The 17237-nt window shown below is 74.4% G+C and carries 12 protein-coding genes; 2 read left to right on the top strand and 10 right to left on the bottom strand.

Going from position 1 to position 17237, the window contains the following annotated elements; all coding sequences use genetic code 11:
- Positions 1 to 155: 155 nt before the first annotated feature.
- The 10 genes from holA to pepN (Aru02nite_RS28435) all read right to left on the bottom strand — a co-directional run bounded on the left by holA (position 156) and on the right by pepN (Aru02nite_RS28435) (position 13829).
- The gene (gene holA, locus Aru02nite_RS28390; RefSeq protein WP_203662790.1) at positions 156 to 1151 is read right to left on the bottom strand and encodes a DNA polymerase III subunit delta; all 996 of its coding nucleotides are present in this window, start codon (positions 1149 to 1151) and stop codon (positions 156 to 158) included.
- A gap of 42 nt (positions 1152 to 1193) precedes the next feature.
- Positions 1194 to 3560: a ComEC/Rec2 family competence protein gene (locus tag Aru02nite_RS28395; protein ID WP_203662791.1), complete on the bottom strand. Its 2367-nt coding sequence runs from the start codon at positions 3558 to 3560 to the stop codon at positions 1194 to 1196.
- Positions 3557 to 4765 (bottom strand): ComEA family DNA-binding protein, encoded by a 1209-nt coding sequence (locus Aru02nite_RS36950; protein WP_239077008.1) that lies wholly within the window; start codon positions 4763 to 4765, stop codon positions 3557 to 3559. The genes Aru02nite_RS28395 and Aru02nite_RS36950 overlap by 4 nt, the downstream gene beginning before the upstream one ends.
- 224 nt (positions 4766 to 4989) lie before the next feature.
- On the bottom strand, positions 4990 to 5433 hold the full coding sequence (locus tag Aru02nite_RS28405; RefSeq protein ID WP_203662792.1) for a hypothetical protein: 444 nt from the start codon (positions 5431 to 5433) through the stop codon (positions 4990 to 4992).
- A gap of 168 nt (positions 5434 to 5601) precedes the next feature.
- Positions 5602 to 6198, bottom strand: a complete 597-nt coding sequence (locus Aru02nite_RS28410) for a histidine phosphatase family protein (RefSeq protein ID WP_203662793.1) — start codon at positions 6196 to 6198, stop codon at positions 5602 to 5604.
- Entirely contained in the window at positions 6195 to 6596 is a 402-nt protein-coding gene (gene rsfS / locus Aru02nite_RS28415; RefSeq protein ID WP_203662794.1) for a ribosome silencing factor, read from the bottom strand. Before rsfS ends, Aru02nite_RS28410 begins: the two co-directional genes overlap by 4 nt.
- Before the next feature lie 47 nt (positions 6597 to 6643).
- Positions 6644 to 7267: a nicotinate-nucleotide adenylyltransferase gene (nadD, locus tag Aru02nite_RS28420; RefSeq protein WP_203662796.1), complete on the bottom strand. Its 624-nt coding sequence runs from the start codon at positions 7265 to 7267 to the stop codon at positions 6644 to 6646.
- A 95-nt stretch (positions 7268 to 7362) separates the two neighbouring features.
- Entirely contained in the window at positions 7363 to 8670 is a 1308-nt protein-coding gene (locus Aru02nite_RS28425) for a phenylacetate--CoA ligase family protein (protein WP_203662798.1), read from the bottom strand.
- A gap of 96 nt (positions 8671 to 8766) precedes the next feature.
- Positions 8767 to 11307 (bottom strand): aminopeptidase N, encoded by a 2541-nt coding sequence (pepN, locus tag Aru02nite_RS28430; RefSeq protein ID WP_203662800.1) that lies wholly within the window; start codon positions 11305 to 11307, stop codon positions 8767 to 8769.
- Complete coding sequence (gene pepN / locus Aru02nite_RS28435; RefSeq protein ID WP_203662802.1) at positions 11304 to 13829, bottom strand: aminopeptidase N; 2526 nt, start codon at positions 13827 to 13829, stop codon at positions 11304 to 11306. Before pepN (Aru02nite_RS28435) ends, pepN (Aru02nite_RS28430) begins: the two co-directional genes overlap by 4 nt.
- 163 nt (positions 13830 to 13992) lie before the next feature.
- On the opposite strand from pepN (Aru02nite_RS28435), the gene Aru02nite_RS28440 reads away from it, so the two are divergent.
- Positions 13993 to 15558, top strand: coding sequence for an alkaline phosphatase D family protein (locus Aru02nite_RS28440; RefSeq protein ID WP_239077009.1), 1566 nt, complete (start codon positions 13993 to 13995; stop codon positions 15556 to 15558).
- A complete protein-coding gene (locus Aru02nite_RS28445; RefSeq protein WP_203662804.1) occupies positions 15558 to 17198 on the top strand; it encodes a discoidin domain-containing protein in 1641 nt (546 codons plus the stop codon). The genes Aru02nite_RS28440 and Aru02nite_RS28445 overlap by 1 nt, the downstream gene beginning before the upstream one ends.
- The last annotated feature ends 39 nt before the right edge of the window (positions 17199 to 17237 follow it).

Below are 17237 nucleotides of genomic sequence, written 5' to 3' on the forward strand. Positions count from 1 at the left end.
CCCCCAGTTCGGAGCTCATGGCGTTGATCTCGGCGTACTGGCCCGCGGCTGTCCCTGAAAACGGCGCGCGCTGGGGCGCCGCCCTCGGCGCAGGGCTAGCGGCGGGCGCGTCTGAAGACGGGTGCGTTCGGGGGCGCGGCACCCGTGGCGCGTGGCTAGCGGCGGGCGCGGGCGACGGTGAGGATGGCGCGTTCGAGGGCGTACCCGCGGTCCTCGGCACCGCCCTTCACCTCGGCGTTGGCGGTCGCGGCGGCGTGCATGGCGACCGCGAGCCCGTCCGGTGACCAGCCGCGGGCCATGCGTTGCGCGCGCTCGATCTTCCACGCGGGCATGCCGAGCTTCGACGCCAGCTGGTACGGATTGCCCCGGGTGCCCGCCACCCGCGAGACGGTGCGTACGCCGTCGGCGAGGGCGTCGGCGATCGGGACCGGGTCGACGCCGATGGACAGTGCCCAGCGCAGCGCCTCCAGCGCACCCGGTACGTCACCGACCATGGCCGCGTCCGCGACCGTGAACCCGCTCACCTCCGCCCGGCCCTGGTAGTAGCGGTTGACGACCTCGACGGTGAGCCGGCCGTCGGTGTCGGCGACGAGCTGCGCGCAGGCCGAGGCCAGCTCGCGCAGGTCGTTGCCGATCGCCCCGACCAGCGCGTCGGCCGCGTCCTCCGGGCACCGCCCGCCGAGCGAACGCACCTCGTCCCGGACGAACGCGACGCGTTCCCGCGGCTTGGTTATCTTGGCGGCCCGGGTCACCTCGACGCCGGCCTTCTGCAGCCCGTCGGCGAGCGCCTTGCCCTTGTTGCCGCCCGCGTGGGTCAGCACGAGGCAGACGTCCGGTGCGGGCGCCGCGGCGTACGCGAGGAGTGCGGCGGCCAGGTCCTTCTTGGCGTCCTGCGCGTTGCGGACGACGACCGCCTGCCGGCCACCGAACAGCGACGGGCTGGTCAGGGTCGCCAGCTCACCGGCGGTCAGCGACGACGCCTCACACTCCCGTACCTCCGCGCCGGGTTCGGCCTTCTTGACGGCGGCGCCGACGGCGGCCACCGCTCGGGCGGCGAGCAGCTCCTCGTCGCCGAGTACCAACAGGACCGGGGGTGGTGTGGCGCTCACCCGACCATCCTGGCACGCGCCCCCGACAGCCGGGCCCGGCATCCCCGACCGGGCCCGACCGTCGGTGCGGCACGCCGTGGCCGCTCACGGCGGTCCCCGGCCCGGCGCCGGCCCGTGCCGGGACACCGCCAGGCCACGCGCGGTGACGACGACGGCGACATCGCCGTCCTGATCCGTACGGGCGACGCGGACGCCGGCCCGGACGAGCCCGCGGAGTACGGCGGGATTGGGTTGGCCGTAGTCGTTGTGCGCCCCGACGGAGACCACGGCGACCCGGGGGCGTACGGCGGCGGTGAAGCCCGGATCCTGGTGGGCACTGCCGTGGTGCGCGACTTTCAGCACGTCGGCGTGGAGCGGGGCGCCGTCGCGGCGCAGCTCGGCCTGGAGTTCGGGGCCAGCGTCGCCGGTGAGCAGCAGCGTGACGCCGGCGGTCGCGACGCGCAGCACGATGCAGTTGTTGTTGGTGTCGGACTCGGTGCCGGTCAGCGGTTCGGGCGGGGCCAGGACGGTCAGCTCCGCGGCGCCGGCGTGGTACCGCCAGCCGGGCGGCGCGGGGAACGGCACGAGGCCGTGCGCGGCGGCCACCCGCTCCACCACCTCCCGGCCGCCGACGGTACCGCGGACCCGGGACACGGCGACCGCGCCGACGCGGCGCCGTTCGAAGACGCCGGTGATGCCGCCGACGTGGTCGGCGTCGTCGTGGGTGAGCACCAGCAGCGGTACGGCGCGGACACCGAGCTGGCGCAGGCACCGGTCGATCGCCGTCGGCTCGGGGCCGGTGTCGACGACGACGGCCTGGCCGGGCGCCGCGTGTACGACGAGGCCGTCGCCCTGACCGACGTCACACGCCACGAACACCCAGCCCGCGGGCGGCCAGCCGGCGGCGAGCCACCGGACCGGGGCAACCCCGACCACCACGCAGACCGCGAGCACCAGTACGACCCGGCGGGCGGTGCGGTGGCCGGCGAGCGCGGCGAACGCGAGCAGTACGGCGGCGAGCAGCAGACCGCCGACGACGCCACCGGGCCAGGGCAGTACGGCGGCGGGGGCGCTCGCCGCGGTGTGCGCGACGAGTACGAGCCAGCGGCAGGGCCAGGACGCGAGCCAGGCCACCGCGTACGCAAGGGTGGTGCTGACGGGTGCCAGCAGCGCCGCGCCGAGTCCGAGCACGGTGGCGGGGGCGACGGCCGGTTCGGCGAGCACGTTGGCGGGCACCGCGGCGATCCCCACCGTGCCGGTGTATCCGGCGATGACCGGCACGCACGCCACGTGCGCCGCGAGCGACACGGCCACCACTTCGGCGACGCCGCGCGGGATCCGGCGCCGCCGCAGCGCGTCCCGCCACGGCGGCGCGAACAGCAGGAGCCCCAGGGTCGCCAGTACGGACAGCACGAAGCCGAGTTCGGCGGCGAGCGGCGGGTCCGTCACCACGAGCAGGAAGCTGGTCGCGGCCAGTCCGGGCACCGCCGCACGCGGTCGGTGCAGCGCCATCGCGAGCAGCCCGAGCCCGCCCATCAGCGCGGCGCGCAGCACGCTCGGATCCGGCCGCACCAGGACGACGAAGCCGATCGTGCCGAACGCACCGAGTACGGCGGCGAGACGTGGACCGGCGCGGCCCCACCGGGCCAGCAACAGGACGAACCCGAGCACGATCGCGAGGTTGGAGCCGGAGACCGCGGTCAGGTGGGTCATGCCTGCGGTCCGGAAGTCCGCCGACACCACCGGATCCAGCGTGCTCGTGTCGCCGTCCACCAGGCCGGGCAGCAGTCCGCCGGGCGCGTCCGGCAGACCCCGGCAGACGGTACGCAGGCCGGCGCGCAGGTGGCCCGCGGCGCGCTGGTACCAGGGTGGGCGGCCGGCGAGCACCGGCGGTCCGCGTACGGAGAGGGTCGCGGCGGTGCCGTCGCGCCGGGTCGGCGGCGACAGGCGTGCGGTCACGGTCAGCGGCTGGCCGGGCAGCAGGTGCGACCAGCGGTCACCGGTGCCGAAGGCCACCACGGAGACGCGCGTGTCGACGGCGCCGGTGGTCGCTCCGACGGGCCGTACCCGGTGCAGCGTGACGGGGAGCAGCCAGCTCGCGCCGGTGGCACCGCCCCGCACCGGGGTCGGATCCCGGTCGAGTACCAGCTCGGCGCGAACCAGCGCGCGGTCCGCGGCGAGCCGCGCGACAGGCCCGTCGTACGCGGGTGTCGTGTACGCGACGGTGGCGCACGCGCCGGTGCCCGCGCCGAGAAGTACCGGAAGGGCGACCCGGACCGCGACGCCGAACCAGGCGGTACGGGCGGCGAACAGCCGGCGGCACGCGGCGGTCAGCGCGGCGAGGCCGAGCGCCACGGCGCCCAGCAGGAGGGCCGACGACGGGCGTACCCGGATCGCGGCCAGGACGGCGAGCCAGGCGCCCGCGGCGAGTCCGAGCAGCCGCAGGTCCGGCCCGGCCGCGCGCTCGTTCACACCGTCACCAGGTCCTTGAGGTCGGCGAACCGGCTGTCGCCGATGCCGCTGACCTGCTTCAGCTCGTCGATCGACCGGAAGCCGCCGTGTTCGGTGCGGTAGGTGACGATGCGCTGCGCGAGGGAGGGACCGATGCCCGGCAGCTTGTCCAGTTCCTCGGCGGACGCGGTGTTCAGGTTGATCTTGCCGGTGCCGTCGGGGGGATCGGCGCCCTGGCCGGCGGCGGCCGGCGGTACGGTCACGCCGACGGCGATCTGCTCCCCGTCGGCCACCTTGCGCGCGAGGTTGAGCGCGGTCAGGTTGGTGCCGGGCAACGGGCCGCCGGCGGCGCGCAGCGCGTCGGCGACCCGGGCGCCGGCCGGCAGGCGTACGAGCCCGGGGTGGCGGACCCGGCCGATCACCGAGACCACCATCGACCGGTCCGCGGTGGCGTGGGCGGCCGCCGCCGTCTCGGTCGGCACCGCCGGTGGCGGTACCGTCTCCGCCGCGGGTCGCAGCCACCACGCGATCCCGGCCGCCACCGCGACCGCCAACAGCGCGACGACCACGAGCGCGCGAAGCCCCCGCCGCCCCGGATCCAGCAGCGCCCGCCGGACCCCGAGCAACCGCGCCGTACGGCCGGGCCAGCCGTCCTCCGGCGCCGGATCGTCGCCCGTCGCCGTACGCGTGTCCCACTCGACGACCGTCGCGGTGTCGTCCGGGCCGGGCGCGGATGCCATGGCACGGTCCGGGGCAGATTCCGCCGACCGACCGACCTCGGCGCGCGGCGGGTGCGCCGGTCCGCCCCGCGGCGCCGCCCCATGCCGTTCCGGAACGCCGACACCATCGTCCACTGTGGACAGAGGTGGCTCATCGGGATCAGCGGCGACAGCCCGCCGGCCCAGCGCCCGGTCCGGGACGGCGTCCGGCCCGGCAGGCGGCATGCCGGGCGCGGCGCGGGATCGCAGCTCTGCCAACGGATCCACGCCATCGTACGGCTCGACCGGCGGGCGCCACCCCGGCGCCGACAGGTCCGCCAGCGGACGCGACAGCCTCCCGTCCCACACCGCGGACCGCAACGGCGGGGCGGGAGTACCGAGCGGGTCGGGTGGGCCGTCGTCCGGGGGAACCGACGACGCGGTACGGGGACGGCGGCGGCCGGGCGGCAGGATCTCGCTGAGCCGGCGGTACACGGTGGCGGGGACGATGCGGCGGGTGGCGATCACGCGGCGACACTAGGCCGGACGGACCGGCCCGCGTCGGCGCGAACGGCCGTTCTGTGGACAACCCGTGGGGCTGTGGACAACCCGGTCGAATGTCGACCCATCCTGCTATGGAAGCACCGCAAAACCGGACGAAACCCGAGCTGGATGCCGTGCGTACCAAGGGATGTGACGGCGGGAGCAGGACTCGAAGCCGGACCCGACGGACCGGCTTCGGGCGGGGGACGTCAGTTCGCGGCGTGCGCGGAGACGACCTTGAGCATCTTGCCCTGCATGCAGTGGCTCATCACGCCGTGCTCCTGGTATCCGCGGACCACGACGCGCGCGTCCGGTTGGAGCGCGTGCTTCGCCGTGGCGTCCGCGCCGACCAGCTCGTAGTTGCCGTCGCTGGCCTTGAGGATCGTGCAGCCGGGCTCGACACCGCGGGTCACCGTGCCGGTGTGGGTCTCCAGGTCACCGCCGGGCTTCGTCGTCGGCGGCGCCGCCGATCGCCGCGGCGCGCCGGTCGACGCCGACGGGGAGCCGGCTGCCGACGGGCTGCCCGACGGGGACGCCGAGGCCGACGGGGAGGCGGATGTGGAGGGTCGGGCGGACCCTGCCGCCTGGTTGTTGTCGCCGGACTGCTTGCAGCCGGCCAGCAGGGCCGCGCTCAGCGCCCCAGCCAGCAACACTCCGCCGACCACGCGGTACCGCCGGTGCGGTTGACCGGTGGTGGGCGCCGATGCCCTGGACCGTTCACTCGCGTCAACACTCATACCGGTCAGACGCGCCGCACGGCCGGGCGGTTCCCGGTGATTCCCGACGTACCGAGAGTGACGCGTGGCTACCCCCGGCGCGGGTCAGGTACCGAGGTTGTGGCCGTGCAGACGCCACCCGTACCGGCCGCTGCGCAGCTCGGACCAGTGGCAGTTGGACAGCGCGCCGAGGGTGTGCACGATCTCGTCGGGCCAGCCCAGCAGGGCGCCGATGCCGCGGCGGGCCGCCCCGCCGTGCGTGATCACGAGGACCGTGCCGCCGGGTGCCCGCTCGGCCGCGGCGAGCAGCCCCTCGGTCATCCGCTTCGACACGTCGGCGAGGTCCTCGACGCCGTCGACGCGGACCGGCTGCCCGGCACGCCACCGCCGGAACTCCTCCGGGTACGTCTCCGCCAGCTCGTCGTCGGTGCGGCCCTCCCACGGCCCGTACCCGCGCTCGCGGAGCCGCGGATCGGTGTGCACGGGCAGGCCCGTCGTACCGGCGACGGCGGCGGCGGTGTCCTGGGCCCGCCGCAGGTCGCTGGCGACCAGGACGTCCGGGCGCTGCGCGGCGAGCAGCACCGCGGCCTGCTCGGCCTGCGCGCGGCCCACCTCGTCGAGGTCGATGTCGGTCTGGCCCTGGATGCGCCCCGTGGCGTTCCACAGGGTCTGGCCGTGCCGGCAGACGAGCAGCCGGGTCACCGGCCGCCCTCGGCGCCGGACTCGGCGGCCGCCGCCTCGGCCGGGTCGGTGAACGGGATGACGGGGCAGTCCCGCCACAACCGGTCCAGCTCGTAGAACGTGCGCTCCTCGTTGTGCTGCACGTGGACGACCAGGTCGGCGTAGTCGAGCAGGACCCAACGCCCGTCACGGTGGCCCTCGCGCCGGATCGGCTTCTCCCCGGCGGCGTGCAGCCGCTCCTCGACCGCGTCGACGATCGACTTGACCTGACGCTCGTTCGGCGCCGAGGCCAGCAGGAACACGTCGGTGATCACCAACTGCTCGCTGACGTCGATGAGGACGATGTTCTCCGCCTTCTTGTCGGCGGCGGCGGACGCGGCGGCCAGGGCCAGCTCACGGGCGTGTTCGGTAGCGGGCACGGGTTCCCTTCCAGGTACGTGAGCCTCCAGGTTCTCACACCCCCGGTTCAGCGGGGCGGCTCCACCGGGCCGTTGCGGTACAGGCCGCGCTTCGCGATGTACTGCACGACCCCGTCGGGCACCAGGTACCAGACGGGTTTGCCGCCGCGGACCCGGTCCCGGCAGGCGCTGGACGAGATCGCCATCGCCGGCACCTCGACCAGGCGTACGGCGTCGCGCGGCAGGTGCGCGTCGGACAGCTCGTACCCGGGGCGTGTGACGCCGACGAACGTGGCCAGGTCGAACACCTGGTCGGCGTCCTTCCACGACAGGATCGCGGAGAGCGCGTCGGCCCCGGTGATGAAGAACAGCTCCACGTCCACCCCGTACGAGGCGCGCAGGTCGTGCAGCGTGTCCACGGTGTACGTGGGGCCAGGGCGGTCGATGTCGACCCGGCTCGTCGCGAACCGCGGGTTCGAGGCCGTGGCGATCACCGTCATCAGGTACCGGTCCTCCGGCGGGCTCACGTACGTGTGGCCCTTCTGCCAGGGCTGCCCGGTCGGTACGAAGATCACCTCGTCGAGGCCGAAGCGGTCCTGCACCTCGCTCGCCGCGACCAGGTGGCCGTGGTGGATCGGGTCGAACGTGCCGCCCATGATCCCGACCCGCCGCCGCGGGTTCTCCTGCCGCATCCGCGCATCCTAGGCAGATCCCGGCCGCCGACGGTCACTCTTCGTGCTGATCACCACAGCCACGTCCGGCGAACCGGACACCCGACCCGATCCCGTCAGTCCAGGCCGGGGAGGGGCGCCTCGCCGGTTTCCCAGCGGCGCAGCCGGACCGCCTTGCCGACCTCGGTACGCGGCAGCGCACCGGGCGCCAGTACGCGGACGTCGCAGCGCAGGCCGAGCCTCTCGTACAGGGTGCCGGCGAGGCGGTCGGCGACGGGCGCGGGATCGCCGGCGCCGGCGGCCTCCGCGCACACCACGAGCCGGGTCTGCGCCGTCCGCGTGTCCAACACCAGCAGGTACTGCGGGGCGACCGCCGGGTCGGCCAGGACGACGGCCTCGATCTCGCTGGGGTACACGTTGACGCCGCGGACCACGAGCATGTCGTCGCGGCGGCCGACGATCCGGCTCATCTTCACCGTGGTACGCCCGTCCGGGCTCGGCGTGCGGTCGAGCCGGGCCAGATCCCCGGTGCGGTACCGGAGCAGCGGCAACGCCTGCTTGGTGTACGTGGTGAAGGTCAGCTCGCCGATCTCGCCGTCGGGGACCGGGTCGCCGGTGGCCGGGTCGAGCGCCTCGACGTGGAAGTGGTCCTCCTGGACGTGCAGCCAGCCGGCCGAGTCGAGCGTCTCGCAGGCGACACCGGGGCCGATGATCTCGCTCAGCCCGTAGATGTCGAGGGCACGGATGCCCAGCAGCGCCTCGATCTTGTCGCGCATCGCGTCCGTCCATGGCTCCGCCCCGTGTACGCCGACGCGCAGGCTGATCTCGTCCGGTCCCACGCCGGCCGCGGCGAACGCCTCCCCCAGGTACACCGCGTACGACGGGGTACAGGTGAGGACGTCGGGGGCGAGGTCGGTGATGAGCCGTACCTGGCGTTGGGTCATGCCGGCCGACACCGGGACGACCGTGGCCCCGAGCGTACGGGCGCCGTGGTGGACGCCGAGACCGCCGGTGAACAGGCCGTACCCGTACGCGTTGTGGATGGTGGAGCGCGGGGTGGCGCCCGCACCGGCCAGCGACCGGGCCATCACGTGCCCCCACAGCCGCAGGTCGGCCTCCGTGTACCCGACGATCGTGGGGCGGCCCGACGTGCCGGACGAACCGTGCACGGCGGCGAGTTCGGTGCGGTCGACGGCGAGCAGCCCGAACGGGTAGTGCCGCCACAGGTCGTCCTTGCCGAGCGTGGGCAGCCGCGGCAGGTCGGCCAGGGTGAGGCCGGCGCCGGCGTCGACGCCGGCCGCGCGCAGCCGTTCGGCCTGGAGACCGCCCGCGGCGAGCAGCCGGTCGACGAGCTTGCGCAGCCGCCGCTGCTGGAGCGCGGTGCGCGCGTCGACCGACATCGTCTCCGCCGGGTCCAGAATCATGCCGCCTCCGCGGAGTGGACGGTGCCGGGCGATGCGTACGCATCGGTGCGGCGGGCCGGGCCGGTGTCCGCCCGGCGCCGCCGTCGATGCGACAGATCATGCCACCGGCGCGGCCGCCCGGGCGCGTACGGCGACGACCAGCTCGTCCCGGTGCTCGGTCAGCCCCCGGCGTACCCCGGCGGTCAGGTCACCGGCGAGCAGCGCCTCGGTGGCGGCGACGGTGTCCGGCGCGACCGCGTACCGGGGGAAGCTGTCGGCGACGAGCCGCCACCCCATCTCGGTGGTACGCGGGGCGGCGGCGGGGACGATCTCGGCGAAGAACCGCGCCACGTACGGTGCGGTCAGGTCGGCCTGTTCGGGCTGCCAGAAGCCGCGGGCGAGCGCCTCGCTGTGCCGGTTCGGCAGGTCGGTGTCGGTGAGCAGGGCGGTCCAGGCGGCGGCCTTGGCGTCCGGGTCCGGCCGGGCGGCGCGGCACCGGAGCGCGTACACGGCGCCCTGCGCGGTGGCGTCCCGGGCTGCCTCGGCGTCGATCTCGGCGGTACCGGCGGCGCCGAGGACGACCAGTCGGGTCAGGAGGCGCCAGCGCAGTTCGGGATCGACCCGTACGCCGTCGGGCAGGGTGTCGCCGGCGAGCCAGCCGGCGAGCCGGTCGGTGTCGACGCAGGAGTCGACCAGCCCGCGGAACGCGGCGAGCCGACGGCCCCCGGCGAGCGGCGCGGACACCAGCAGGTCCTCGCACGCGGCGGCCAGGGCGGCCAGCGCGGCGGGCCGGTCCGCCGGGTCCACGTACCGGTCGGCGACCCGGGTACGGGCCTTGTCGAGCATCGACGCGACCACCGGTACCTGCGGTTCGGAGGCGACGGCACCGGCGACGAGCCGGACGAACGCGGTCGGCGCCAGTTCACCGGCTCGTACCGAATCCCAGGCGGTACCCCAGAGCAGGGCGCGGGTGAGCGGGTCGGTCACCGCGGGCAGCAGCGTGTCGAGGCGGTCGGCGGCGCCGTCGGGCAGCCGTACGGTGGCGAAGGTGAGGTCGCCGTCGTTGAGCAGCAACAGGTCCGCGGCGGGCAGCCCGGCGAGCTGCGGTACCTCGGTCCGTCCACCGTGGACGGTCAGCTCGGTGCGGTGGTAGCGGCGGCCGTCGCGGTAGAGGCCGATCCCGATGCGGTGCGGGCGTTCCGGCGCACCGTCCACACCGGACTGTCGTACGTGGACGGTCGTGTACCGGCCGTCGGTGACCTCGGTCTCGGGGACGAGCCGGTCGACCCCCGCGGTACGCAGCCACAGCTCGGCCCAGCCGGCGACGTCCTGCCCGCTGGCGGCGGCGAGCGAGTCGACCAGGTCGGCGAGGTCCGCGTTGCCGTACGCGTGCCGCTCGAAGTGCCGGCGCAGTCCCGTCACGAACGCCTCGTCGCCCAGCCAGGCGGCGAGCTGCCGCAGCACCGACGCGCCCTTCGGGTACGAGATGGCGTCGAAGTTGACGAGGGCGCCGGCCGCGTCGGGCACCTCGGCGGGGGCGACCGGGTGCGTCCAGCTCGACTGGTCGGCCTGGTAGCCGTTGAGCTTGGCGCCGGCGGCGAAGGTGGCCGGGGCCGAGCGGTAGCGGGTCGCGGTCGGCAGCACCCGCAGCGACAGGTACGTCGCGAACGACTCGTTCAGCCACAGGTCGTCCCACCAGCGCATCGTGACGAGGTCGCCGAACCACATGTGCGCCATCTCGTGCGCGACGATCGAGGCCCGCTCCTCCCGTTCCGCCTCGGTCACCGCGCCGCGGAACACCAGCTCGTCGCGGAACGTCACGCAGCCCGGGTTCTCCATCGCGCCCATGTTGAACTCCGGCACGAACACCTGGTCGTACGTGTCGCCGAACGGGTACCGCACCCCGAACAGCTGGTGGTACGCGTCGAGGCAGCTCGCGCTCAGGTCGAACAGCTCGTCGGCGTCCGCGTCCAGGTGCTCGGCGAGCGAGCGCCGGCAGTGCAGCCCGTACCGGACGTCGCCGCGGATCGACTCCGGCCCGCGCAGGTCCCGGTGCGACCGGTAGACCGAGTGGTACGGCCCGGCGCACACGGTCATGAAGTACGGCGCGAGGGGGCGGGTGGTGGCGAACTCCCACACGCCGCGGCCGGCCGCGCCGGACACCCGCTCGCCGCGCTCGTTGGCGACGACGGTCCAGTCGTCCGGTACGGTCACCGTCAGCGTCAGCGGCGCCTTGAGGTCCGGCTGGTCGAAGCAGGCGAACACCCGCTGCGCGTGGTCCAGGAACGTCATCGCGTAGACGTACGTCTCGCCGTCGGCGGGGTCGACGAACCGGTGCAGGCCCTCGCCGGTGTGCGACCAGTCGCAGGCCGCGCGGACCACGAGTTCGTTGTCGGCGGCCAGATCCGGCAGCGGCAGCCGGTTGCCGGACAGCGCGGTGGGCAGCTCCCGGCCGTTCAGCGTGGCGGACAGCACCCGGCCGCGCAGCTCCGCGAACGTGGCCGCACCCGGATCCGTACAACGGAACCGGATCCGCGACACCGAACCGAACGTGCCGCCCGACTCCCGCGCCGCGGACAGGTCCAGCTCCACCGCGTACGAGTGGACGGTGAGGAGGCGGGCACGCTCCCGCGCCTCGGCGTGCGTCAGGCTGGTCACGCGGCACCTCCGGCCGGTCGGCGGCGCACCGCGAGCGCCACGCGTACCTCGTGGTCCTGGTCGGTCACGTAGCGGCGGAGGACCGGGTGCAGGTCGTCGTCGGCGAGCAGCGCCGCCGCCAGCTCCACCGTCCGCTCCGTCACCGCGCTCACCGGGTACGCGTCGCGCGCGGTCAGCATCAGCATCGCCGGGCTGCGGAACGCCGCGGTCGCCGGCAGTTCGGTGAAGAACCGCGGCACGTACTCCCCGGTCAGCGCGGCGTGCTCGGGCCTCCAGAACCCGTGCCCGAGTGCCTCCAGGTGCCGGTTGGACAGCGACCGGTCGGTCATCAGCCGCTCCCACGCCACCCGTTTCGCGGCCGCGTCCGGCAGCGCGGCGCGCGCCTTCGTCGCCGCCACCTCCCCGCTCGCGGTACGGTCCGCGGCGAGTTCGGCGGCGATCTCGTCCGCGCCCGCCGCACCCACCGTGACCAGCCGGAACAGCACCGACCAGCGCAGGTCGGCGTCCATCGCCACACCCTCCGGTACGCCCGCGCCGCGCAGCCAGCCGTGCAGCCGGGCGACCTGCGCGTCCGTGGCGGCCGACGACGCGACGAGCCGCGCGCCGACGAGCCGGTGCGCCGGGTCGCCGGCGGCCAGCAGTCGCCCGCCCAGGTCGGCGAGCCGCGCCAGCGTGTCCGCGGGCGACGCCACGTACGCATCGGCGACGCGCTGGCAGAGCCGCAGCACCGTCGACTGGACCGCCGGTACGTCCTCGGCCGGGAGTACGGCGGCGGCCAGGTCCACGAACGACTCCGGCGGCGCGTCGCCCGAGCGCACCATGTCCCACAGGTTCGTCCACACGACGGTGCGGGTGACGGGGTCGGCGAGCCGCGGCAGCAGCCGGCCGAGCCGGTCGGTGTCGCCCGGCGCGAACCGGGTCCGCGCGAACGTCAGGTCCTCGTCGTTGAGCACGACCAGCTCCGCGGCCGGCGTACCGACCAGCTCCGGCACCCCGGTAGACGAAGTTGAGGAGCCTGCGACGATACGGTCCGCGTCGAGGTCGACGTCGGCAGTGCGCCGGCCGCCTTCGGCGTCGTAGCAACCGATCCGGATCCGGTGCGGCCGGCGTTGCGGCGCGTCCTGCCGCACCGCGAACCCGGTGTACGCCCCGTCGGCGACCGTCACGTCCGGGGTCAGCAGGTCGACGCCGGTGGTCCGCAGCCAGCGGGCCGACCAGTCGCGCAGGTCCCGCCCGCTCACCTCGGCCATCGTGCCGATCAGGTCGGACAGGTCCGCGTTCGCGTACGCGAAGCGCTGGAAGTAGCGGCGCAGCCCGGCCCAGAACGTGTCGTCGCCGAGCAGCGTCGCGAGCTGGCGCAACGCCGACGCGCCCTTCGGGTACGAGATGGCGTCGACGTTGAGCGCGCCGTGCGCCACGTCCGGTACGTCCGCCGGCGCCACCGGGTGCGTCGACGGCCCCTGGTCCTTCTCGTACCCGACGAGCTTGCGGGTGACGCCGAACGACGCCCACGCGTGCCGGAACCGGGTCGCCTCCGACGCCACCCGGAACCCCAGGTACTCGGCGAACGACTCGTTCAGCCACAGGTCGTCCCACCAGCGCAGGGTGACGAGGTCGCCGAACCACATGTGCGCCATCTCGTGCGCGATGATCATCGCGCGCAGCTCGCGCTCCGCGTCGGTCACCGCCGACCGGTACAGCAGCTCGTCCCGGAACGTCACGCAGCCGATGTTCTCCATCGCCCCGTGCAGGAACTCCGGCACGAACACCTGGTCGTACTTGTCGCCGAACGGGTAGCGCATCCCGAACGTGCGCTCGTACCAGTCGAGGCACTGGCCGGTCAGCTCGAACAGCTCGTCGGCCTGCCGGTCCAGGTGCTCGGCCAGCGACGCCCGGCAGTGCCAGCCGAGCCGCCGCCCCGCGTGCTCCCGGAACACCGAGTGGTACGGACCCGCGCACACCGTGAACAGGTACGTCGACATCGGCCCGCACTCGTCGAACTCCCACACCGCGACGTCCGCCGTGCCGTCGTCGACCCGGCGGCCCTCCGCGTTTGCCAGCACCGTCCAGTACGCCGGGGCGGTGACCCGCAGCGTGATCCGTGCCTTCAGGTCCGGCTGGTCGAAGCACGCGAACGTGCGCGACGCGCTGTCCAGCGCCGACGTGGCGCACAGGTACGTCTCGCCGTCGGACGGGTCGACGAGCAGGTGCATCCCCTCGCCGCTGTTCGAGTACGGCAGGTCAGCGGTGACGACCAGCTCGTTGTCCGCGGCCAGCGCCGGCAGCCTCAGCCGGTTGCCGGTCACCGCGGTCGGCAGCGGCGCGCCGTTCAGTACCGCGGCGGTCGGCTCCGCCGCGATCTCGGCGAACGTGCCGGCACCCGGCTCGGCGCACCGAAACCGGACCGTCGTCCGCGAGCCGAACCGCTCGACGCCCCGGGTCAGGTCCAGCTCCACCAGGTACGTGTCGACGGTCAGCACCCGGGCCCGCGCCCGCGCCTCGGCCTGAGTCAGTGAGGACATCAGGTCATCATGCCGCGCACCCTCCAGCGCCACACCCCACCCATCGGTCACCCCGGAGCCACCCGAGAAGTTTCCATTTTTTAGTACTTATCGTTGACAGTGCTGTCCGCCGTCGGAAGACTTGGGCGACTCGCGCCCTCATCCGTACCGATGGGAGGACACAGTGCCCCGATCCCCGCTGTCCCGGCGCCGGCTGTTCGTGCTCGGTGCCGGGATCGCCGGAGCCGGCCTGCTGGCCGCCAGCCGGCTGCCCGCCGACCGGGCCGCCGCCGCCCCCGCGCTGCCCGGTCACCCGTTCACCCTCGGCGTCGCGTCCGGCGACCCCCGCCCCGACGGCGTCGTCCTGTGGACCCGGCTCGCGCCCGTACCGCTCGCCGAGGACGGGTTCGGCGGCATGCCCCGCCGCGCCGTACCGGTGCGCTGGGAAGTCGCCGAGGACGAGTCGATGCGCCGGATCGTCGCGCAGGGCACCGCCGTCGCCCAACCCGACCTGGCGCACTCGGTACACGTCGAGGTCGACGGCCTGCGCCCCGGCCGCGACTACTGGTACCGGTTCGGCACCGGCACCGACGAGAGCCCCGTCGGCCGTACCCGGACGGCACCCGGCGCGACCGACCCGACGCCGGTGACCTTCGCGTTCGTGTCCTGCCAGCAGTGGGACGCCGGCTTCTACACCGCGTACCGGGATCTCGCGGCGCAGTACGTGGACGTGGTGCACCACCTCGGCGACTGGATCTACGAGAACCCGATCGCCGCGACCGGCGGCAAGCGCAACCTGGCCACCCCGCTGCCGGCGGTGCACAACCAGACCACGATGACGCTCACCCAGTACCGGTTGCGGCACGCGCTGGTCGCCTCCGACCCGGACTTCGTGGCGGCGCGGGCGAGCGCACCGTTCGTGGCGACCGTCGACGACCACGACGTCGAGGACAACTGGGCCGGCGTCACCTCGCCGATGGGTACCACGCCGGAGGACTTCCTGCGCCGCCGCGCCGCCGCGTTCCGCGCGTACTACGAGCACGTGCCGCTGCGGCCGTCGTCGCTGCCGACCGGACCGGACATGCGCCTGTACCGGGCCCTGCCGTACGGGCGGCTGGCCACGTTCTTCGTCCTGGACGAGCGGCAGTACCGGAGCCCGGAGAACATCGGGAAGCGGGACGACCCGGGCCGGACGATGCTCGGCGACGCGCAGGAGCGGTGGCTGCTGGACGCGCTCGCCGGCTCGGGCGCGACCTGGCAGCTGATGGCGAACCAGACGATGATGTTCCAGCTCGACCGGCTCACCGACCCGGGGCTCCAGCAGCTCAACCCGGACAGCTGGGACGGGTACGCCGCGGCCCGCGGCCGGCTGTTCGCCGGCCTGGCGGAGCGGAAGGTACGCAATCCCGTCGTACTGAGCGGCGACGCGCACGTGCACTGCGCCGCGGACCTGAAGGCGGACTTCGCCGACCCGGACTCCGCGACGATCGGCGCCGAGTTCCTGGGTACGTCGATCTCCTCGGGTGGGGACGGCTCCGACCTGACGGCGGCCGGGAAGGAGTGGCTGGCCGCCAACCCGCACCTGCGCTTCGTCAACTCCCAGCGCGGGTACGTGCGCTGCCGCGTGGAGCCGGCGCAGTTCCGCGCCGACTACGTGGTACTCGACAAGGTGACCACGCCCGGTGGTACCGCGTCGGTCCGGCGCTCGTTCGTCGTCGAGTCCGGCCGGCCCGGCATCCAGGAGGCGTGATGCGTGTCCGCAGTCTGCTCCCGACCGCGGCGGTGGCCGTCGGTGCCCTGCTCGCCACGGCCGGCGTCGCCGCCGTCCACCATGGACTGTCCACATCGGACAGTGGTACGCCCCGGATCCTGGTGGCCGAGGCCAACCTCCAGGACGCCGTACGACCGGCCGACGCGCGCGACACCGCCGACCTGGACACGTTCGCCGCCCGCCTCGCCAGCGCCACCCCGTACGCGCCGGATGCGGTGCTGCTGACCGAGATCCTCGGCCCCGGCGCCGAACGCGTCGCGTCCCGGCTGTCCGCCACGACCGGTCACCGGTACACGGTGGCGGTGGCCGGCGGCGACACCGCGTTCCGGCCCGACGGCTCGGTGCGGGAGAACGCGATCCTGCTCAACACCGACACGATGCGCGCCACCGACACGGCCGGCTTCCACCGCGTACAGGACGAGGACCAGGCGTACGTGCTGGCGGAGCGGCGCGGGTCGGCGGTGACGGTGCCGCTGGTCGCCGCGCACCCGGCGGGCGATCCGGCCGCCGCGGCGAGCGCGCTGGGCTCGTTCGTGGACTCGACGTTCCCGGCCGCGGCCGACCGGATCACCGTACTGGGCGGCGACTTCCGGGTCGGCCGGTGCGCGGTCTCCGGCGACGACCAGCCCGCCGGCTGCGATCCCGCCGCGTACTGGGCGGGCCTGACCGGGGCGCGCGGCTTCACCGACGCCACGTACGAGACGTCCGGGGCGGAACGCCACCCGTACAGCACGTACCTGTTCGCCCGGGGAAAGCCGGTACGGTCCGCCGTGGACACCGGGTACGCGCCGGACCCGTCCTGCAAGCCGGCGTACGACGCGGGCCGCTCGGCGTCGGCCCCCGCCGCCTGCCGCGGCACGTACTACGCGGACAAGCCGTTCTCGTGGGCCGAACTGGCGGTGGGCGAGGCGGTGCAGCGCTCGGTGGTGCCGTCGACGGTGGTGATGGACCGGTGCCGGTTGGCCGACCGTACCGCGGACGTGGTGGCGCGCACCGTGGACAACGGCGACGCGGCCAGCTCGGAGCCGGTGTCGGTGGACGCGCCGGCGCCGCTGACCGCGACGCCCGCGAGCGGCACCCTGGACGTGCCGGCGCACCAGGGCGGTTCGCTCGTCGTGCACCTCACCGCGCCCCGCGCGGACACCCCGACCGGCACCTACCAGCTCACCGTCCATATAGGACAGACAACGGTCCGGGTGCCCGTGCGCGTGCCGGAGACCTGCACCGAACCCCCCGCGTACGCGACGAGCTTCCACCCCGGAACCCCGCCCGAGAACGCGGTCGACGGCGACATCGCCACCATCTGGCACTCCGAGTACCAGCCGGTGACGCCGCTGCCGCAGTCGATCACGCTCAACCTCGGCGCGACGAAGAACGTCACCAACCTGACGTACCAGCCGCGGTTCGACGGGAACCTCAACGGCACGATCCTGTCGTACCAGGTGTCGGTCAGTACCGACGGCGCCACCTTCACCACGGTCGCGAGCGGTGACTGGGCTGGCGACGCCCGGCTCAAGACCGCCACGTTCCCCGCCGTCGACGCCCGGTACGTGCGGCTCACCGGCACGAAGGGCTACGGCGGCGAGTTCGTCTCGGCGGCCGAGGTGACCGCCGGCTGATCCGGCCCCGCCCGGCTTCCCGGCCGGGCGGGGTGCCTC

It is taken from the genome of Actinocatenispora rupis (genome assembly GCF_016861975.1).
Lineage (GTDB): Bacteria > Actinomycetota > Actinomycetes > Mycobacteriales > Micromonosporaceae > Actinocatenispora > Actinocatenispora rupis.

Bases quoted from the DNA above. Each gene is read 5' to 3' on its own strand.
- holA (WP_203662790.1), bottom strand. From the start codon at position 1,151: ATGCCGGGCCCGGCTGTCGGGGGCGCGTGCCAGGATGGTCGGGTGAGC.
- nadD (WP_203662796.1), bottom strand. From the start codon at position 7,267: ATGCGGCAGGAGAACCCGCGGCGGCGGGTCGGGATCATGGGCGGCACG.
- Aru02nite_RS28425 (WP_203662798.1), bottom strand. From the start codon at position 8,670: ATGATTCTGGACCCGGCGGAGACGATGTCGGTCGACGCGCGCACCGCG.
- pepN (WP_203662802.1), bottom strand. From the start codon at position 13,829: ATGTCCTCACTGACTCAGGCCGAGGCGCGGGCGCGGGCCCGGGTGCTG.
- Aru02nite_RS28445 (WP_203662804.1), top strand. From the start codon at position 15,558: ATGCGTGTCCGCAGTCTGCTCCCGACCGCGGCGGTGGCCGTCGGTGCC.